The following is a 19767-nucleotide window of genomic DNA, read 5'->3' as shown; positions in this document are numbered from 1 at the left end:
ACAACAGCCGCCTGACGCGGCAGGCAGATCCCATGGGTGTCTCCGAACCGTTCATCCGCCGGCCGATCGCGACCTCGCTGCTCGGCATCGCGCTCTTGATCGGCGGGCTGCTGGGCTATTTCGCGCTGCCGGTCTCGGCGCTGCCGCAGGTCGATTTCCCGACCGTGCAGGTGACGACGCAATTGCCGGGCGCGAGCCCGGACGTGATCGCGTCGCTGATCACGGCACCGCTGGAGCGGCAGCTCGGCCAGATCCCGTCGCTGTCGGCGATGAACTCGACGAGCTCGTTCGGCGTCAGCCAGATCTCGCTCCAGTTCGATCTCAACCGCGACATCGATGGCGCGACCCAGGACGTGCAGGCCGCGATCAACGCCGCGGCTGGCGTGCTGCCGAAGACGCTGCCTTATCCACCGACCTACGCCAAGGTGAACCCGGCGGACGCACCTGTCATGACGCTGGCGTTGCGCTCGGACACGATCTCGCTGCGGGCGATGAGCGACATCGCCGACACGCTTCTGGCGCAACGTTTGAGCCAGATTTCGGGCGTCGGACGGGTCTCGGTCCTCGGCGGACTGAAACCGGCCGTACGCATCCAGGCGGATCTGGCGCGGCTCGCCGCCTACGGCATCGCCATGGAAGACCTGCGCACCGCGATCGCCAATGCCAACGTCTCGGGCCCGAAGGGCTCGCTCGACGGCGCGCAGCAATCCTACATCATCGCGGCCAACGACCAAATCGCCGCGGCCGACGCCTATAAGCCCGTCATCATCGCCTATCGCAACGGCTCGCCGGTCACCATTGCCGACGTCGCGCAGATCGTCGACGGCCTGGAGAACGACCGCACCGGCGGCTGGTACCAGGGCACGCCGGCCGTCATCATCGACATCCAGCGACAGCCCGGCGCCAACGTGATCGACGTCGTCAGCCAGATCCGCGCCGAAATCCCCAAGGTGCAGAGCGCGATTCCGGCGGGGGTGAACCTCACCATCGTTTCCGATCGCACCGTCACGATCCGCGCCTCGGTGCGCGACGTGCAGTTCACGCTGGTCCTTGCCGTCGTGCTGGTGACCCTCGTGGTGCTGCTGTTCCTGCGTTCGCTGCGCGCAACCTTGATCGCGGGCGTCGCGCTGCCGCTGTCGCTGATCACGAGCTTCGGCATCATGTATTTCGCCGGCTTCAGCCTCGACAATCTCTCGCTGATGGCGCTCACGATCGGCACCGGCTTCGTCGTCGACGACGCCATCGTCATGATCGAGAACATCGTGCGCCACATGGAGAACGGCGACGACGCGATGGAGGCGTCGCTGAAGGGCGCCAGCGAGATCGGCTTCACCGTGATCTCGCTGACGGTGTCGCTGATCGCGGTGTTCATCCCGCTGCTGTTCATGTCGGGCCTCGTCGGACGCATGTTCCGCGAATTCGCGCTGACCTTGACGATCGCGGTGGTGACCTCGGCCGTGGTCTCGCTGACGCTGACGCCGATGATGTGCTCGCGCCTGCTCAAGCACGCCCATGAGGAGCTGGCGGTTCCGGGATTGGCCACGATCAGCCGCTTCATCGACCGCACCGTCGAATTCTACCACCGGACGCTGCTTTGGGTACTGGAACGCCAGCGCGCCACGCTGGTCGTGACCTTCGCCACGCTGATCGCGACCCTGGTCCTCTATGTCGTCGCGCCGAAGGGTTTCCTGCCGCTGCAGGACACCGCCTCGATCACGGCGGTGACGGAGGCCGGACCCGACGTGTCGTTCGCGGAGATGCAGAAGCGGCAGGCCGAGGCTTCCGACGCCATCAGGGCGGATCCCGACGTGGTCGGCGTGGTCTCCGTGATCGGGGCGGGCTCGGTCAATCCGACCACCAATGTCGGCCGGCTCGTCATGAGCCTGAGGCCGCGCGGCGAGCGGCGTGACGATGTCGCGGCCGTCATAACCCGGCTGAAGGAGAGGGTCGCGGGTATTCCCGGCATGACCGTGTATTTCCAGCCGGTGCAGGACGTGCAGATCTCGACCCAGTCGAGCCGCTCCCAATACCAGTACACGCTGACCGGCACCGATGCGGCGCTGGTGTCGGAATGGGCGCGCAAGCTGGTGACGGAGATGCGGCGCGATCCCTTGTTCCGCGACGTCTCTTCCGAGGCGCAGGAGGGCGGCCTGCGGGCGCAGCTCGACGTCGATCGCACCCGCGCCGGCCAGCTCGGTGTCAGCCTCCAGGCGATCACGGATACGCTCAACGATGCGTTCGCGCAGCGGCAGATATCGACCATCTACGGCCAGGCCAACCAGTACCGCGTGGTGCTGGAGGCGCTGCCGATGTATCAGCGCGATCCCTCGATCCTGTCGAAGCTCTATCTGCCGGGCGCCGCGAGCGCCACCGCCGGCGCGCCGAACGCGCAGGTGCCGCTGTCGGCCGTGGCGACGCTGAAGCGCACCACCGCGCCGCTGGCGATCTCGCACCAGGCCCAGTTCCCCTCGATATCGCTCAGCTTCAACCTCGCGCCGGGCGCCGCGCTCGGCGATGCGGTCAACGCCGTCAAGACGATCGAGACGCGGATCGGCATGCCCAACAGCATCGTCGGTGTCTATGCCGGCGATGCCGCCGAATTCGCCAAGGCGCTCGCCGGCCAGCCCTGGCTGCTGCTCGCCGCCGTGATCACGATCTACATCGTGTTGGGGGTGCTTTACGAGAGCTACATCCACCCGATCACGATCCTGTCGACGCTGCCCTCGGCCGGCGTCGGCGCGATCCTGGCGCTGGTGCTGTGCGGGCAGGACCTGTCGGTGATCGGCCTGATCGGCATCATTCTCCTGATGGGCATCGTCAAGAAGAACGCGATCATGATGATCGACTTCGCGCTCGAGGCCGAGCGCGGGCAGGGGATGTCGCCGGACGAGGCCATCGTGCAGGCCTGCCTGTTGCGCTTCCGTCCGATCATGATGACGACGCTGGCGGCGCTGTTCGGCGCGCTGCCGCTGGCGATCGAGAGCGGCACCGGCGCCGAGCTGCGGTTCCCGCTCGGCGTCTCCATCATCGGCGGCCTGCTGCTGAGCCAGCTGCTGACGCTTTACACGACGCCTGTGATCTACCTCGCGCTCGACCGCATCAACCGCCGCCTCGAGCAGGCGCTGCCGCCGGCCGAATCCGGCGGCCCGCCGGTCGCGGGCGCGACCGAGGGGATGCAGTGATGGCATCGATCTCGGAGCCCTTCATCCGCCGCCCGGTCGCGACCACGCTGCTGTCGATCGGGTTGTTCCTGCTGGGTGTCGTCGCTTACGGGTTCCTTCCCGTCGCCTCGGTTCCGAACGTCGACTTCCCCGCCATCTTCGTCTCGGCCAGCCGGCCGGGGGCCGACCCGTCCGTGATGGCGGCGACGGTAGCTTCGCCATTGGAGCGGCGGCTGGGTGAGATCGCCGGCATCAACCAGATCACCTCGACCTCGACGCTCGGCACCACCACCATCCAGCTCCAGTTCGACATCGGCCGCAGCATCGACAAGGCCGCCCGCGACGTGCAGGCGGCGATCAACGCCGCGATGGTGGACCTGCCGAGCGACCTGCCGACGCTGCCGCGCTTCCGCAAGGCCAACACGGCCGGCGCGCCGGTCTTCGTGCTGGCGCTGACCTCGAAGACGCTGTCCCCCAGTGCAATCTACGACGTCGCCGACACGGTCCTGGCGCAGCGCATCTCGCAGGTCCCGGGCGTCGGTGATGTCAGCGTGTCCGGCGCCGACCAGCCAGCCGTGCGGGTCCAGCTCAACCCCGTCGCGCTGTCGAATGCCGGCATCGCCACCGACGACGTGCGCACCGCGATCGTCAATGCCAACCCACTCGGTCCCGTCGGCATCTTCAACGGCGAACGCCAGAGCGAGACGCTGGCGCTCAACCGGCAGATGCGAACCGCCAAGGAATTCCGCGACATCGTCATCAAGAGCGCCAACGGCAACTTCGTGCGGCTCTCCGACGTCGCCGACATCGAGGATTCCGTCCGCAATGCCCGCTCGATCGCCTGGTTCAACAAGCAGCCGGCGGTGCTGATCCAGATCACCAAGCAGGGCGATGCCAACGTCATCGATACCGTGGACCGGGTGAAGGCGCTGGTCCCGCAGCTGAAGCAGTGGATTCCGGCCGGCGTCGAGATTTCGACCCTGGTCGACCGCACCGGCACGATCCGCGCCAGCGTGCTCGACATGCAATGGACATTGCTGGCCACCGCGATCCTGGTGATGGTCGTGGTGTTCGTGTTCCTGCGGCGGCTGACGCCGACGATCGCGGCCGGCGTCTCGGTGCCGCTGGCGCTGGCCGGCACCTGCGCCGGGATGTGGATCGCAGGCTTCTCGATCGACAATCTGTCGCTGATGGCGCTCGCGATCTCCGTCGGCTTCGTGGTCGACGATGCCATCGTCATGATCGAGAACATGTATCGCAATCTCGAGCACGGCATGACCCCGTTCCGGGCGGCGCAGGAGGGCGCCAGGCAGATCGGCTTCACGGTGGTCTCGATCAGCCTGTCGTTGATCGCAGCGTTCACGCCGCTGATCTTCATGGACGGCATCGTCGGGCGCCTCTTGCGCGAATTCTCGCTGACGCTGACCTTCGCCATCCTGGTCTCGACGCTGGTCTCGCTCACGGTGACACCGATGATCTGCGCCCATTACATCCGGCAGACCCCGTCCGGCACCGCGACCCTGTTCGACCGCATCATCGAGGGCTCGCTGTCGCGCATCGTCGCCTTCTACGCGAGAACCTTGCGCACCGTGCTGGACTACCCGCTGGCGACGCTGCTGGTGTTCTTCGCCACCATCGGCCTCACCGTGACACTCTACATCAAGATCCCCAAGGGCTATTTCCCGACCGACGATTCCGGCTTCGTCATCGGGGCGACGCGCGCCTCGGCCGACATCTCGTTTCAGTCGATGCTCGGTCTCCAGCAGCGGCTCGCCGACATCGTGATGAAGGATCCGGCCGTGGCCGGCGTCGGCTCGACGGTCGGTGCCGGAGGCGGGCCGGGAGGAGCGACCTCGAACCGCGGCGTCATGTACATCAGCCTGAAGCCGCCGGAGGAACGCGACCACGTCTCGACGGAGGTCGTGATCGACCGTCTGAGACGCGCGCTGTACCCCGTGCCCGGCATCCGCCTCTTCATGTTCGCCGCCCAGGACGTCCGTGCCGGCGGGCGGCGGAGCGATTCCGACTACCAGTACACGCTGACCAGCACCGACCTCAGTCTGCTGCAGAAGTGGGCGCCGATCGTGGCCAAGCGCATGGAGAGCGTCGAAGGCATCACCGACATCTCCAGCGACCGCGACCCCGGCGGCCTTCAGCTCACGCTCGCGATCGATCGCCAGAAGGCCTCGGCGCTCGGCGTCAGGGTTCAGGACATCGACAACGCGCTGAACAACGCCTTCTCGCAGCGGCAGATCTCGATCATCTACACCCAGCGCAACCAGTACATGACCGTGCTGGAGATCGATCCGAAATTCCAGGTCGATCCCTCCAACCTCGATCGCATCTATGTCGCCGGCGCGGGCGACGCGCAGGTGCCGCTGTCGGCCGTGGTGCACGCCACGCGCAGCCTCGCCGCGCTCGCGGTCTATCACTCGCAGTCGTTCCCCTCGACCACGGTGTCGTTCAACCTGCTGCCGGACGTGCAGCTCCAGGCGGCGACGCAGAGCATCCAGCGCGCGGTGGAAGAGCTGCACATGCCCGAAGGCATCCGCGGCAGCTTCGACGGCAATGCCGGCGACTTCGCCAGGACCAGCGGCCGCCAGCCGCTTCTGATCCTCGGCGCGCTGGTGGCCATGTATATCGTGCTCGGGGTGCTCTATGAGAGCCTTGCCCATCCGCTCACGATCATCTCGACGCTGCCCTCGGCCGGGCTCGGCGCACTGCTCGCCTTGCAGCTCACCAACACGCCGCTCACGGTGATCGCCTTCGTCGGCATTATCCTCTTGATCGGCATCGTCAAGAAGAACGGCATCATGATGGTGGATTTCGCGCTCGACGCCGAACGCCAACGCGGCCTGTCGTCAGCGGAGGCGATCTTCGAGGCCTGCCAGGCGCGCTTCCGTCCGATCCTGATGACGACCATGGCGGCGCTGTTTGCCGGCATTCCGCTCGTGGTGGCGACCGGCCCCGGCACGGAGCTGCGCCGTCCGCTCGGCATCACCATTATCGGCGGCCTGTTCGTTTCACAGATCCTGACGCTCTATACCACGCCCGTGATCTATCTCCTGATCGACCGCCTGCGGCGCCGTTCCGAGCCGCGTCCGCTGGCGGCACCGGCGGAATAGGTTGTTGAAGCGGCGCGCGAAGCGTATAGCGCGCCCATGTCGAACCCAGCAGATACGGCCGCTGCCGATCCCATTCCCGAATGCCCGCATTGCCAGAAGCCGATGCCGCTGTGCATCTGCGACAGCGTCACGCCGATTGAAAACCGGCTGTCGCTCCTGATCCTCCAGCATCCGCAGGAGCAGGACAGGGCGCTCGGCACCGCGCGCCTGCTTGCCAGGCATTTCGCCGACGCCACAGTGCGGGTCGGCCTGTCCTGGCCGAGCCTGTCCAAGGCGCTGGGTCGACCCGTCGAGAACGCCGCGCGCTGGGCCGTGCTCTATCTCGGCTCGGCACGCGCCGCCGATCTCGAGGCGGAAGGCGAGATCGTCGCGCTCGACCGCAAGGGGGGCATCGCGGAGAACCAGCGCGCGATCCTCGGCAAGCTCGAAGGAATCGTGTTGCTCGACGGCACATGGAGCCAGGCCAAGGCGCTGTGGTGGCGCAATCCCTGGATGCTCAAGTGCCAGCGCGTGATCCTCAATCCGGCGCACTCCTCGCGCTATGGGCGTCTGCGCAAGGAGCCGCGCAGGGATGGGCTCTCGACCATCGAGGCCGCGGCGACGATTCTGGCCGGCCTCGAACGGCGTCCCGATATCGCCGAGACGCTGCATGCGAGTTTTGAACGACTATTGACCCGCTACCGCGAGGTCCAGGTCGAGATGCCGGAATTGGCTCCCAAGCCCGCGCCGAAGGGGCGGCGCGACTTCCGGCGACGCAAGCGAGGCTGACTTCGATCCACATCGGAAGAGCCCCGTCGCCGCCATGGTCGGACGAAGGCGGTTGCCTAAACGCTTCATCCCCTATATTGCTCCGCCCTTACGGGGCCACGTGGCGGAGTGGTTACGCAACGGTCTGCAAAACCCACTGGCAGCTTTTGCCCGCGTCTTATAAGACCGCTGCGACACAGGCATTTCCGTCATTTCCAAAATGAAAAAGTCCCCAACCTGTGGGGACTTTTGTGGGGACCTGTTCCGGTTTTCAGGCAGTCTTGCGCTTCCCGTGGGTGTTCTCGCGCTGCTGCTCGCCCGTCACGTATTTCAGATACTCCTCGGTCTGCTTGATTGAGGAGTGACCCAGGCGCTGCTGCAGCTCATAGATATTTCCGCCGTTCCGGAGCCAGACGATGGCATGTTTGTGCCGGAGGGTGTGGAAGGTGAACCGACGAAACTCAATGCCGTTTGCCTTCGCCCAAGCCTCGACGCGGCGGGTCTCCCGAACGAAGGTCGGGCCGGGGTCCTCGATCTTGTCGCCGACTGTGCTGGCCTCGCGCTTGCTGTCCTTACGGACCCGCTTGTCCTCGGTGCGCCAGAACAGCCACGGCTTCCCGGCGAAGGCCGGGAGCGAGGCGAACAACTCATAGCCGCCCATGGGCTTTAGATCGACCACCCGGACCTTATTCCCCTTGTCGACGACCGTGATCTCCTTGCGCTCGTGGTTGATCCAGTCGCGCTGGGAGCGGATTAGGGCGTCCTCGCGGATGCCAGTCTTGAGGGCGGCTAGGACGAGCTGGGGCCACATGCCACGCGCGTGCTCGACGACGAGGGCGATGTCTTCGTCACGGGGCTCGACGATGGGGTCACGGCGCTCCTTAACCGTTTTGAGCCACGGCAGGACGGGGTTGGACTCCCGGTACTCGTGCGCCACGGCGTAGTTCATGACGGAGGAGAGGGCGCTTAGGTCGCGCTTCACCGTCGCCTTTGTCACCTCGGCGCCGCGCACCCGGACGATCCGGCCGATCAACTGGCCATCGATCTCGGACAGCTTCTTGTTCTCCACGAACGGGGCGATCTGGAGCAGCGAGACGCAATAGCGGGTATAGGTCTTCTTGCCGACTTGGCCGTCCCATCGATCGCCGGGCTTGCCGATCATGAAGGCCTTCCACTCCGCCAACACGTCAATGAACATGCGAGGACCGCCGCCGTGATAGGTCTCGGCGAGAACCTGCTTCCTCAGCTTCTCGACGGCGGCCTTAGCAACTCGCGGATCGTCAGTTTTGAGGGTGACCCGGATTGGCTTCCCCTTAACCTGGAACTCCGAGTAGAGTACGTTCCCGCGCCATTGCGTTCCGGGAGGTGCCTTCGGTTTGCGTCCTGCCATTGCTCTTCCTCGCGCCTGCGAATGTAGTTCCGTAACTTCTGCTCATCGAAGGTCCACCGCCGCCCGAACTTCGCCGCGCCCGGTATCTCTCCGGCAAGCGCCATGTCCTGAACGGTGCGGGCCGGTAGCCCCAAAATCTTCGCTGCCATCTCTGTCGTTACTCGTTCCGGGCCGTTGTGCGGCCCGGCCTCAATGCGCTTACGCATACTCCTGATAGGGTCTAGAACAGCGGCAGCGCCGCGATGATGTAATCATAGGCTCAGCCCTTCGGCTGGATGCCAAGCCGCTGCAAGGTCAGCTCGACTGCCTCCGTCGCGGCTAGTCTCGCAATGTCTTCGCTTGGCGTGCTGGCCGGGCTGGAGGATGATTGAAGCCGGTGCACCAGCTCGGCGTTGAATGATCGTTTGTTCCGCCGCGCGTCGGCCCCGAGCTTACGGTGCAATACCCTCGGGAGCCGCACGTTCACCTGAACGACGTCTGCGCTCTTCTCCACCACGTTCCCTCTCCAGCAGAATGCTATATTCGTCCTAGCAAAGTGCTATCGAATTTCTTGCGCGGGGGCCAGGACTTTTGAAGAGTTGCGAACCACGAATTGCCAGGGAGGTGATTGACGGCGTTCTGAAACGCCCTAGATTGGATGCGTGATGACCTCGAAGAGAGCGGATAACTGCCGTCGAGGTCTGGAGTTCTCCAAAGGAAGTGAGCGCCCCTGTCCTAGGGCCGGGCTGGCTTATGAGGCCTGTCCGTTCACTGCGAATTTGGAGAGCCTGAATGATTACCCGAGAGCCAACTGGAACAATGATCGTGCGGGGCAGGGAAGTGCTGCGCCTACATCCAGCGCGCCCGCCGCATCAGGGCGGCGTTGTCTCAGATGATCTAGGTGTCGTCGATCTAGCCGAAGAGGCGGCCGCTTAACAAAAGACCCGCGCCGGGCAATTGCACGACACGGGCCAATTGGAATTGAAGGTGATCTAGCAATCTCCTCCTAATTCCCAATTCCCCCGAACGCAATCCCCGCGCGGCGCAATTCGCGCCTGCTCATGCGGAAACCGATCCGGCAGGCGTGCTGCATCAGCGCGATGGATGGTATGTGACCGAGCGCTGTGGGGTCTGGTCGAAAGCGGGGTGCCCCAGTCACCGTCTGGAATGGACGAAAAAGTCTCGCGGCCGTCTGTGCATCCACGAGCAGACGCCTCCGGTAAGCAGCCCTGGCTCCATTGAGCAGGAACTCCCCGGACGGCCGCTCTCTCGCTTCACCGCGAGCATGGGTTTGGTCTGTCCGGATCACAAACCCTCCACCATTGAGCATGATGGTGGAACAGAAGAGGCGAAACAATGGATTGGGACAAGATCAGGATGCACCAGAAGATGAAGCGGCACGGTACGGATGACCCACGTGACATCTTGCCGTTGTTGCCTGCAACGCCCCATCGCAATCGAAGACGGCCCCAATCGAAGGCGACGCTCCGGAGCGAAGCAGAGCGCGCTCTCGCCCATTGGCTGGCGAGCAGGAACATCTCCGCCAGATCATCGTAACCCTTGCGCAAGGGCGAACTCGGTGTAGACCTTGGCCCATGAGCAACATCGACGCCGTCGAGATCGAACGCGACCAACGCACCGGCCGTTTCTTGACGGGCAATAGCGGGGGCGGACGGAAGCCGGGAGCGCGGGCCAAGTTCTCCGAGCGGTTCGTCGCCGATCTCGCCAAGCTCTGGGATGAGCAGGGCGAAGACATTCTGCTCCGCCTCGCGCGTGATGATCCGGCCGCGCTGTTGAAGGTGCTCGCATCGTTGATGCCGAAAACGATCGATCTCAACGCCAATGTCGGCATCGACGCGCGGAACGTCCTGGACGCCTTCAGAAGTGCCGTGGGCCTGCTCGGCAACGAGCCGCCGAAGGTGCTGCCCAAGGTGAAAGTGATCGATGTCGCGTGAACTGGAACGCCATCGGACGGTGAAGGAAGGCGCCGCCTTCATGCGGCAGCACCTCGACGATCCCGACCCGTCGGACAACGGCATCCGCATCGAGACCCTCGCCGAGGGCCTTGCCCTTCTCGCCGCAGAAGCGCGGCTTGCCGGAATGGATGAAGGCCTCGCCGCCGAGATCGTGCTGAAGGCCTGCGGCTTCCATCGCGAGAGCTTGGACGAGGCGAGGCGCGTTATGGCCGCGCTCGGCTACAACCAGATCGCCGATGTGCTCAGGCGACTGGCGAGGACTGCGCCGCGCCGCCTGATGTTCGAGCAGCGGGTGCAGGCACGAACCGAAAGAGCGAATATCGGCTGATTTGCCTTGCTTTTGCCTGTGGCATTGCTAATTATGTGGCATCGCTTTAGCAATGCCACAGAAGGGCTGCCTATGAGGGTGTTTGGATACTGCCGAGTCAGCACCGCAGAGCAGGCGAACAGCGGCATGTCGCTCGAAACGCAGCAGCAGCAGATCACCGGCTACGCCATGATGAAGGGCTGGCAGGTTGATGGGTTCTTCGTTGAGGCAGGCGTCTCCGGCAGTGTGCCCCTGGTAGACCGACCGGAGGGCAAGCGCCTCTTGCAGGCCCTGCAGGCGGGCGACGTCGTCGTCACAGCTCGGCTTGATCGTACCTTCCGTTCTGCGGCTGACGCGCTCGTCACCCTCGAACAGTTCAAGGCGGACAAGATCGGCTTACACATGATCGACCTTGGCGGCGACGTCACCGGCAACGGCATCAGCAAGCTAGTGTTCACGATCCTATCAGCCGTAGCCGAGAACGTGCGCGACGGCATCCGCGAGCGGGTCCGCGAGGCCAAGCGCTATCGCGCTTCCCAGCAGCTCTTCAATGGTGGCAAGCGGCCCTTTGGGTACGACATTGAAGGCGAGGAGAAGAACAAGCGCTTGGTCCCGAACGCCAATGAGCAAGCCGCGCTCAAGCGTGGCTTGGGTATGCAGGCTAACGGGGACAGTCTTCGCAGCATCGCTTTCGTTTGGATGAGTGAATTCGGTCTGCCGAAAATGGACGCCAAGAGCGTGCAGCGCATCCTCGCCGCTGCTCGCGGATGATGACCGGGTCCCCCCGGTGGGGAGCCGGTGAGCCCCCTAGGGGGCCGCTAATGATTGGCCTTGATGAAATTAGGGTTCCCTGTCCCCTCCGCCTCCGAGCGCTTGTTCTCGCGCATCGCTTTGCCCAAATAATTTTTGCAGAATTTCCCAGCTCAATTCCGCACCGCCTCGCAACGATCTCGCGCAGGTCGCTGATGTGCTCCTCGATCGCCCGCCGCGCCTCGTCAGACCGCGTCGGCTTGCGCGGCTCCCCCGGCTTGGTGGATTTGTCGTTCTCGCTCATGGCAGACCACCGTTTCCGGTGGCCAATGCCGAGCTTGATCTGGGTCAAGGGTCGGAGGCCCGCCAGATCGCGCCGCAGCCCCGCCCATACGTTGGCGCACTCCCGGCCTTGGGCAGAAGCGGCCCCGGTGCCGTTGACCGCATGGACGGGCTTCTAATGGCCGCGCCGGGCGGTCGCGTCATGGCAAGACATCGCGTGATCGTGGTTCGCATTCCGTGCTGAGAACCGTCAATCACGGTCGGAGGTCTCGACAGGCCAGCTTCGACAAGCCAATGTTGGCGTCAGGTTGATCGAGCCGGTTTCTCGCACCACCCGCGCCAATAGCGACCAGCGCCGAGATGTCGGCCAAAGTCCAGACGGCCAGCGAAAGCGAGCATCAACCGCTTGAGGCAAGGCATGGTATGGGGCCATGAGGCCAAGGCCGTCGAGGACACTCGGCGGCCTTTCTCGTTTCGCTGTGGATAGTGCCTGCTCGTTCGGGCCAGCCAACTGCGGGGATGGCATGATCGGAGCCCGGCTATGGACGGGGGTGATCGTGAAGAAGGGACCTAAGTCGAAAGGCAAGGGAGGGGGCAAGGGAAAGGGGACGCCCAATCAGCCGATCACGCCGACGAAGCCGAGCAAGCTCTGGCGGTGGCTCCGCCTCGCAAAGGTCATCGGTCTCATACTTGCGCCAATTGCCACGCTCGCGACGGTCTTGGGACACATCATCGGTATCGGGCCGCTTTGGCCGACGTCGCCGAGTTTTACGCCAGGCCCGCCGTCGTATGGTGCTGCGATGGACATCCCGTTCACCATCGAGAACAACAGCGCTCTTTTCGGCATCAGCAATTTGACCATCACGTGCGTCATCAGCGCCAGCTTCGTTGGGAGCCCAGAAGGTTCGCCGCCTCAGATCAACATCGGTGTTAGAGCAAGCGGTATGCCGGCCGCGCTGTCATCAACCGTTGGCGCTGCGATGTCCGGCCGGATGAAGTCGGGCTCCTATATTTGTCCTCTCCGAGACAACAGGATCGGCTTTGGCGGCGCAAACGCCGCAGATCGGATCAAGTCCGCGCAGGTGTCGTTTCGCGCGGAGTATGACGCTAGAATTCCGTGGGGCTCGCGTGTCGCTTCTGATGAAGGCCCGTTCACGCTGGTTACCACCGTGCCGCAGTATTGGGTTAAGGGGGCGCTTCTGAAATGATTCGTGGGGCTCGCGAAGCCAAAGCGGTGGGGAATAATTTATGTCGGTGAAAGCATTTGTTTTGACCATCTTCTCAATGTGCATTTGCCACGCCGTTGATGCCACGTCGATCGACCGTGAACAGGTTTACGTAGTCGACGGAGACACGATCCGTGTCTACAACGAAGGACCTGACGTAAGGCTCGTCGGCTTCAATGCCCCGGAGACTCGCCGCGCAAAATGTCCTGAGGAGCGAGCACTTGGCGATGTCGCTACAAGGCGGCTTCGTGATCTGGTACGCTCGCAGCCGCTCGACTTTGACTACGTCGATTGCGCTTGCCCGCCCGGTACTGAAGGGACCATGGCCTGCAACTTTGGCAGATCGTGCGGCACGTTGAAGGCCGCAGGCCGGGACGTGGGTGAAATCCTCATTGCTGAAAAGCTCGCCGTGCCATTCCAGTGCGGAGCAAACCGCTGTCCTAAGACGCCGCGCCCGTGGTGCGAGTCACCCCGGCCTTAGCAAGGAAGGTCATGGCCTTGAGGCGAGCAGGTGTATGTCGACGAGCTGTCTCTTTGGAGCCATAGAGCAGTGTAGCGCTCATTTTCACCCTGCCAGCGTCTTAAGCGGCCATTGAGAATCGTGCGGCCGAGCGGGCGACCGATTGTCCCGACGGATCGCCGAGCTACAGGCGAGCGGCGCAAGAGGCGCCCACCCCCGGGGGCGACCGTCGAAAGTGATCTCCCTGCTCACAAGCGCTTGAGGCAAGGCAGAGCGATGCCCTGTTTGCGGCATAGCTTGGATCGGGCCGGAGTCGCTGCACCGTAGTCTAGCACGCGCGCTGGACTTCCTGTTCGTTCGATCCGGACCCAGACTCAACTCTTGGTCGCACCGGGTCATTCATGCCATGAATCGACCGAATCGATTCCTTGCTCGGGGGCTATTGTGCTCATACGAAAATTATCAATTGAAAATGTCCGCAGCTTCCTTGACAGGCGCGAAATTACTTTTGACGGGAATATTTCCATTCTGATCGGACCGAACGGGGGCGGAAAGACCAATCTGCTAGATACGCTGGTTGGTATGCTTCGGCGGCACGTTTTTAACGCACCGTATTACGCACATGCCGGCACCGTCGAAGAACCAAATCGTTGGGAGATCCGCTATAACGACAACCTCAATCAATTGACGTTCGAGAAATACAGCAAAGCGCGCGACAGGGATCAAACAGTCGAGATCGTGTTGGAGGTAAGCGCGCAAGATATCGACAACATGCGAGCAATTCAGACTGATGCGGGCGATATCCGCGCTGCTTTGAGTAGGAAGTATTACCCTGATCCTTGGCAGGGCGTCATGGACTGGGATGTCTCAAAGCTCAGCGCTGGCCAACATGTAACCGTTGTCTGGCACAACGGAGCAGTGCGCCAACCAACTGAAAAAACTGCACAAGATTTCCTTGCTTACCTGCACGTCTTTGAAGGAGACAATGCGTTGCGGGCACAGACTGGGAAGGCGTCCCTGCAAGTTCCCATGATCTATCTTCCTGTTAACAGAGGCGCGAGCGGCTTCAACTCTTCCGTCGGCCTTGCGGGCTACAACGATCAAGATCAAAAGCGCGCAGCCGATGCAATAACTTCCCGAACTGGGTTCAATATTGTGACACTCGCTATCAGTCGCATGGCACAGCGATTCCGGCTGTTACAGGAAAACTCAAATGTCGAAGCCGCTAGAACATTTCGGGACGACGAGAATCTAAAGGAACTGTCCGCCGAACTGATTTCTCTCGGCTACACGTGGGAACTCGTCACCGTCGATCCGCTCAACAACACGTACGACGTTCGCCTGACCAAACAAGGCTCGTCTTTCCTCGTAAGTGAGGCTTCATCAGGGGAGCGCGAGCTCTTGACTTACTTGTTTGCAATTTTCGCCCTGAACGTTCGCAACGCTGTAATCATCGTTGATGAACCCGAACTTCACCTTCATCCAAGATGGCAAACAGCCCTGTTTGCGCTTTTCGAGAAGCTGTCAAAATCCACTGGCAACCAGTTCGTGCTAGCCACTCATTCGCCAACGTTCATATCGCCGGCATCGATCCAATACGTTTCAAGAGTGTATAGCGAGAGCCAGCGGAGCAACATCGTTCGTCTAAGTGCCGCAGGTCTTCCGAACGCCAAGCACCTCTTCAATATTGTGAACACCGAGAACAACGAGCGGGTGTTTTTCACGGATACCGTGGTTCTGGTCGAGGGGCTTCACGACAGGATAGTGTTCGAGCGCGTGCTCGATATTGTCGCGAAGAAGCATGATCTGAATGCTCCCTCGGTGGAGGTCGTCAGCATCGGAGGGAAGGGCCTGTTCACTGCTTACGAGCAGCTCCTAGACGCTTGCAAGGTTAAGTGGTTTGCCGTTGCCGATCGTGATTACATCGAGCAAATCGGTGATGAGGCTGTAAAAGCGCTGTTTGTAGTCGATGCCGGAGAGATCAAGGAAGACGTTGTCGACAACGTGAAGAGCCTCGATGGCGCAGCGTTAGTTGAGCGGATTGAGGCTGCGATGGGGTCCGGAAGCTGGGACGATGCCAAGAATGTCTGGGCCTACATCAAATCTCGCCGTATCAGGTTAAAGGATGCTCTGGATGAGACCCAGCAAGGTATTCTCGATTCGTTTATTGAGCGAAAACGGGGCGAAGGCATCTATTTGTTACCTCGCGGAGAGCTGGAAGCGTATCTCCCGGTTGGCTATCGGTCAAAGGACACTCAGAAGCTGATCGAACTCGTATCATCCGAAGATTTCTTCGATCGCCTTGAAGACGATGTCTGCGCCGAATTCGAGAGCATGGCCATGGACTTTCTGGGGCTCACCGAAAGGACTTAACTCCCCTTGTCCGTACGCGAGCGGAGAAGGAAGGCAATGGTTCAGACCGTCATGCGACGCCACGCAGTGACCGTGATGCTGATGTAATCAAGCTGCTGTTCGTCGACTGCGGGAAATAGCTCTATGTCGGCAGCAAAATATCGCGGCTTGGCCGAGATAGGTGGAATTGACGCAGATTGGTAGAATCTATCTTCATTTCGTGCGCTGGGGGTCGGGCAGCGATTTACGAAATCCTTACAGGATCAACCCGGTAGTTGTAGCTCACTCTATAGATATAGGGTTTCGGCGTCTTCAGTCGTTCTCTTATCCGATTGTAAGCGCGGGCCAGGCAAACATATTTATCCCACGTCGGCACGCTCGCGCCCCAGAGATAGAAACAGCCGATCTTGTGCTCCCTGATGGCCGCGATAGCGGGTGACTCCCCGTGCCATTTTTTGTCGTGACTAAATACCACCCAATTCTTGGCACCCACGATGCTCAACCATTCATCGTCTTCCATGTCTTGGCGAAAGCGATTTGCTGGACTGTCATGATATTCGACTTTGAACGGAGTTTGCATCTTTAGCAGCGCTTCGGGAAAGCGCTTGCCAAAGCATCGATCAAAATAAAACGTCAGTGAATCCACTTTTGCTGCTGCCCGGGCAAAACACCCTCGAATTTCAATGCCTCGCGGACGGCGAGGACATCTAATCCAAAATCCTCCGCGATCATGCGGTCTGTTTCGCCGGCATCGAACCGGCCTTTAACGATCCAAGTTGGCACCCCCCCAACAACAGGAGTACCAAATGACAGCCGTGGATCGATTATAACGGGGGAGGATGGCCCGGCAACATGCCAGCGAATGGCGACGCCTTCATGCTCATATTCGAATTCTTCCAAGAGGGGGCCGACGATCTCTTTCCAGGCAAGCTGTCCTGCTTGGTTCGCCTTCACCAGCTTTCGACTTCCCTTCTCTTCTTCGTATTCCGTGAAGAGTGATTTGCCGTAGCGCTTAAATTGATATTCCGCGAAAGGATGCGCGCTCCCGAGGTTGCGCTTTACATATTCGCGCGCCGCCCGGATTTCTTTCAGCGGGATTTTTGCTTTGCGAAACGCAGCGACTACGGCCAGCTCGATAAGCTGGAGATAGGAAAGACGCTCGCCCCGTTCCTTCTCGGACAAGACTCGCTGGCCATCGAGTTTGTGCCAAGCCACTATCGTCTGTGGTGAGAGTTGCGCATAACGAGCAGCTTCCCCCACCTGATAAGCGGGTATATGAAGCCGCTTGCGCCACGGCTCAACGAAATTGTCGCCAGATGTCGCCACGCCAAACCTGCAATACCGCTGCTCAGACATAACTTAGCCGAGTCGCAACTCCCGTCTAAGCACGGAACCGGCAGGTCAATCAATGGTTGGGGAGCGCAAAGGTAAGCCGGAAGATGGTGACGCCCTCACTACAGCCCCCGGCCTATAGCCGGGTGCCGCTTGTTCTTGGCCTTGATCCAGTGCCTGTGCGGGCCCCCCCGGTGTGCCCGGTCTTGGTGCTCGGAGACTAGCGACCCCGGCTAGTGTCGCCCCGTGGCGCGGCGGTGACCCCCTCCGATCGCCGCGCCAGCAACTTCGTCTTGCGCAGGTGCAGCGGCAGGTCGCGCAGGTCGTCCCGGCCCCATGGCGAGCGCGTTGAAGGCGATTGATCGGCAGGCCAGGATTCGGATCACACGAAGTTTACCCGTTTCGTCGGGCAAAACAGGTGTTGTTAGGAGGCTGGTCCAAGCCAATGGGGAACCAGCCGATGCCAACCGAGCCCACCTCTGACCTCGCGAAAATTGCCAAGCTCAACGGGGACTTCCGGAGGAACTACGGAACACTGCTGGGTGCCCTTTTGTATTTGCGATCTATCAATGCCGCGCGCGGCCGTTCCTTCCTGTGGGTGCTTGGGGCGGCGCTGCTTTCCGTTGTTTGTCCCGAGGGACTGGCGTGGTTGTGGAAGCACGTCGCGCAATGGCTGAAGGACGGGTGATCGGCACTCTGTCATCGGCAATTTGCTGTTCCGGTCCTTCCAATCGCTGATGGAGTGCGGTGATGAGCAGGGCGAAAGTCTCGTATCTGAATTCACCAAACACCCGCTTCGAAACGCGGCTTCTCCCGTCTCTCGTCCTTGGCAGGTTTGCGGTCGGTAGCAGAAAGTAATCTATGACGCCCGTGTTGGCGGCATTCAACCTGACTATCAGGACGAGGTCCGACTTCTGGTATTTGAGCCTTTGCATCATCCATCGAGGCTCCGGCCCCGGATAGCTATTGCCGTCAGAGACTACTCGCGCGAGTGTAACGGACACTGTCGCGAGGCGGCCGATGGTCAACAGCCGGAGTTCCTGCAGAAACGTAACGCTCCGGTGGCGTCGCTCTAGCTCGACGATGACATCGCGTGCCACCGAGGCGATGAGGTGATCCGTTCTCGCGGCGGTTTCCTTGAAGCAATAGCGGGCCTTGGGCTCGAAGCCGACACGCCGGAAGACGTCCGCGAGGGAGCCGAAGCGTTGCGCGTAGGTTTTATAGTGCGGAATGCCCTTGGTGGTCATCATCAGCTTCAGCGAGAGATGGCCCTTCCTCCGTAAGAGTGCGGAAAGCCGATCCAGCATGTCTTGGTCCGACATAACGCGGCCATACTCGACTTCCTTGAGGCGACGCTGCGCCTTTGCGAATATTTTGGGCGCGATGATGGGCTCAAACGCGTTGTCACGCCGAACCCACATTTCCGGTGGGTTATTAACCTGCTTTTCGCCGAGCTTCTGCGAGCGCCGGTTAAATACCATGTGTCCGATGTAAGCCTCGTTCTTCAACATGTTGCTGACGGTCAATGACGTCCAGAACTTGCCGCGCGCGTTGCGAGTGCCCATTGCGTTCAACTCGGCGGCGATTTGGGTTCGGCTCTTCCGTTCGACGACAAAGGCCTTGAAGATGCGGTTGACGACCTTCCGCTCCGATGGTGGACCGGGGACGAGAACCGTGCGTTCGCTTTTGAGGTTTTTGTGCTCGCCATATTCAAGAACGCCTTTGGGCTTCCCGTGCTCGTCAAGCAGCATGCGGCGCAGCCCATATCCTGCTGGACCGCCGCGCCAGTACCCCAAGGTCACGACGTTGCACTGACCTAAGAAGACTTTTTTGGAAAGCTGTCTGCTGTAGTCGGCCGCCGCGACCCGCTTGATGTTCTTAAGGACAATCGAGGCCAGGCTGCCGTCGTTTTCGAATTCATCGGCGCAATAATGAATCGCGATGCCGGCGCGCTTGCAGATGAACTCATAGTAAGCGCTTTCGTCAACGTCCTGAAACCGGCCCCAACGCGAGATGTCATAAACCAGTACATAATCGAAATCGGCGCGCCCAAGCTGGACATCGCGAATGAGTTCTTGCAGCCCATCACGCCCTGCAATCCGAATTCCGCTCCTGCCAAGGTCCGAATAAGTGCGAACAATCTTGATATGACGCCGGGCAGCATAGGCAGCGATTGCGGCTGCCTGATTCTCGATGGAATACTTTTGCGTGTCGGTCGACATCCGAACATATTGCGCCGCCCGAAACGTGAGGTCCCGCCCGGCCGAGTTCGTTTCCCTTCTGAGGACGAGGGCATTTGCCATGGATGCCGATCCCGAGGTGAGGGATCGGTTTTAGCAGGTTCCAGTAACCTTGCCTTGCTCTCCCGGACGCACGAACTCGTTACCGTCGCACGCAGGTCGTCTCGTCCAGCCTATAGGCTCCATGGAGAACGCGGCCAATCGCAGGCCCGCTTCAACCGCACCATTTCGGCCGCGACGTCTTTATCGCCAAGGAAGCACTGAGCGACAGCTCTGTCGCGGCTCCATGGTTTCGAGCGGCCGTCACACGGCGTCCCTTCGCCGACCTGTAAGCAATGAACCTGCTTGCCTTCGATCAACTCCGCCAGTGCTCCGGCCGCTGCCCCATAGCCCGGCCGACCGCGCTCTGGACGGTCGATCCCGCAAAGGCGAATGTGAAC

Annotated in this window: 14 protein-coding genes and 1 pseudogene; 9 read left to right on the top strand and 6 right to left on the bottom strand. The window is 61.6% G+C overall.

From position 1 onward, the window contains the following. Positions 1–32: 32 nt before the first annotated feature. Genes D6B98_RS14860 through D6B98_RS14850 form a run of 3 tightly spaced genes read left to right on the top strand, consistent with a single transcriptional unit; the run spans position 33 to position 7054 of the window. Positions 33–3182, top strand: a complete 3150-nt coding sequence (locus D6B98_RS14860) for an efflux RND transporter permease subunit (RefSeq protein WP_126257725.1) — start codon at positions 33–35, stop codon at positions 3180–3182. After that, positions 3182–6286 (top strand): efflux RND transporter permease subunit, encoded by a 3105-nt coding sequence (locus D6B98_RS14855; protein WP_126257724.1) that lies wholly within the window; start codon positions 3182–3184, stop codon positions 6284–6286. Before D6B98_RS14860 ends, D6B98_RS14855 begins: the two co-directional genes overlap by 1 nt. 36 nt (positions 6287–6322) lie before the next feature. After that, positions 6323–7054, top strand: a complete 732-nt coding sequence (locus tag D6B98_RS14850; protein ID WP_126257723.1) for a tRNA-uridine aminocarboxypropyltransferase — start codon at positions 6323–6325, stop codon at positions 7052–7054. 250 nt (positions 7055–7304) lie between these two features. On the opposite strand, the gene D6B98_RS14845 is transcribed toward D6B98_RS14850, so the two are convergent. The 3 genes and pseudogenes from D6B98_RS14845 to D6B98_RS14835 all read right to left on the bottom strand — a co-directional run bounded on the left by D6B98_RS14845 (position 7305) and on the right by D6B98_RS14835 (position 8919). Beyond that, a complete protein-coding gene (locus D6B98_RS14845) occupies positions 7305–8423 on the bottom strand; it encodes a tyrosine-type recombinase/integrase (RefSeq protein ID WP_126257722.1) in 1119 nt (372 codons plus the stop codon). A gap of 23 nt (positions 8424–8446) precedes the next feature. Next, positions 8447–8572 (bottom strand): annotated as a pseudogene (locus D6B98_RS41940) (helix-turn-helix domain-containing protein); the annotation flags it as partial. Positions 8573–8682: 110 nt separating this feature from the next. Next, positions 8683–8919: an Arc family DNA-binding protein gene (locus D6B98_RS14835; RefSeq protein WP_205680486.1), complete on the bottom strand. Its 237-nt coding sequence runs from the start codon at positions 8917–8919 to the stop codon at positions 8683–8685. Positions 8920–9997: 1078 nt separating this feature from the next. On the opposite strand from D6B98_RS14835, the gene D6B98_RS14830 reads away from it, so the two are divergent. From D6B98_RS14830 to D6B98_RS14805, 6 genes are all read left to right on the top strand, one after another. After that, positions 9998–10357, top strand: coding sequence for a hypothetical protein (locus tag D6B98_RS14830; RefSeq protein ID WP_126257720.1), 360 nt, complete (start codon positions 9998–10000; stop codon positions 10355–10357). Then, positions 10347–10706 (top strand): hypothetical protein, encoded by a 360-nt coding sequence (locus D6B98_RS14825; RefSeq protein ID WP_126257719.1) that lies wholly within the window; start codon positions 10347–10349, stop codon positions 10704–10706. Before D6B98_RS14830 ends, D6B98_RS14825 begins: the two co-directional genes overlap by 11 nt. Before the next feature lie 33 nt (positions 10707–10739). Next, positions 10740–11456 (top strand): recombinase family protein, encoded by a 717-nt coding sequence (locus D6B98_RS14820; protein ID WP_349644819.1) that lies wholly within the window; start codon positions 10740–10742, stop codon positions 11454–11456. An 818-nt stretch (positions 11457–12274) separates the two neighbouring features. Then, positions 12275–12925: a hypothetical protein gene (locus tag D6B98_RS14815; protein WP_205680485.1), complete on the top strand. Its 651-nt coding sequence runs from the start codon at positions 12275–12277 to the stop codon at positions 12923–12925. Positions 12926–12965: 40 nt separating this feature from the next. Beyond that, entirely contained in the window at positions 12966–13424 is a 459-nt protein-coding gene (locus D6B98_RS14810; RefSeq protein WP_126257716.1) for a thermonuclease family protein, read from the top strand. A 360-nt stretch (positions 13425–13784) separates the two neighbouring features. Further along, positions 13785–15776 carry an AAA family ATPase gene (locus D6B98_RS14805; RefSeq protein WP_245481376.1) on the top strand — a complete coding sequence of 664 codons (1992 nt, stop codon included), beginning with the start codon at positions 13785–13787 and terminating at the stop codon, positions 15774–15776. 223 nt (positions 15777–15999) lie between these two features. Here D6B98_RS14805 and D6B98_RS14800 read toward each other — a convergent pair whose 3' ends face one another. From D6B98_RS14800 to D6B98_RS14785, 3 genes are all read right to left on the bottom strand, one after another. Beyond that, entirely contained in the window at positions 16000–16401 is a 402-nt protein-coding gene (locus D6B98_RS14800) for a PIN-like domain-containing protein (RefSeq protein WP_126257715.1), read from the bottom strand. Beyond that, entirely contained in the window at positions 16389–17081 is a 693-nt protein-coding gene (locus tag D6B98_RS14795; RefSeq protein WP_126257714.1) for a DUF433 domain-containing protein, read from the bottom strand. The genes D6B98_RS14800 and D6B98_RS14795 overlap by 13 nt, the downstream gene beginning before the upstream one ends. Positions 17082–17653: 572 nt before the next feature. After that, positions 17654–19390: a recombinase family protein gene (locus D6B98_RS14785; protein WP_126257713.1), complete on the bottom strand. Its 1737-nt coding sequence runs from the start codon at positions 19388–19390 to the stop codon at positions 17654–17656. Between the last annotated feature and the right edge of the window lie 377 nt (positions 19391–19767).

The sequence above is a fragment of the Bradyrhizobium sp. LVM 105 genome (assembly GCF_003957705.1).
GTDB lineage: Bacteria > Pseudomonadota > Alphaproteobacteria > Rhizobiales > Xanthobacteraceae > Bradyrhizobium > Bradyrhizobium frederickii.
This window is presented reverse-complemented; position numbering and strand designations above follow the sequence as displayed.

Bases quoted from the DNA above. Each gene is read 5' to 3' on its own strand.
- D6B98_RS14860 (WP_126257725.1), top strand. From the start codon at position 33: ATGGGTGTCTCCGAACCGTTCATCCGCCGGCCGATCGCGACCTCGCTG.
- D6B98_RS14855 (WP_126257724.1), top strand. From the start codon at position 3,182: ATGGCATCGATCTCGGAGCCCTTCATCCGCCGCCCGGTCGCGACCACG.
- D6B98_RS14850 (WP_126257723.1), top strand. From the start codon at position 6,323: ATGTCGAACCCAGCAGATACGGCCGCTGCCGATCCCATTCCCGAATGC.
- D6B98_RS14845 (WP_126257722.1), bottom strand. From the start codon at position 8,423: ATGGCAGGACGCAAACCGAAGGCACCTCCCGGAACGCAATGGCGCGGG.
- D6B98_RS14830 (WP_126257720.1), top strand. From the start codon at position 9,998: ATGAGCAACATCGACGCCGTCGAGATCGAACGCGACCAACGCACCGGC.
- D6B98_RS14825 (WP_126257719.1), top strand. From the start codon at position 10,347: ATGTCGCGTGAACTGGAACGCCATCGGACGGTGAAGGAAGGCGCCGCC.
- D6B98_RS14820 (WP_349644819.1), top strand. From the start codon at position 10,740: ATGTGGCATCGCTTTAGCAATGCCACAGAAGGGCTGCCTATGAGGGTG.
- D6B98_RS14810 (WP_126257716.1), top strand. From the start codon at position 12,966: ATGTCGGTGAAAGCATTTGTTTTGACCATCTTCTCAATGTGCATTTGC.
- D6B98_RS14785 (WP_126257713.1), bottom strand. From the start codon at position 19,390: ATGGCAAATGCCCTCGTCCTCAGAAGGGAAACGAACTCGGCCGGGCGG.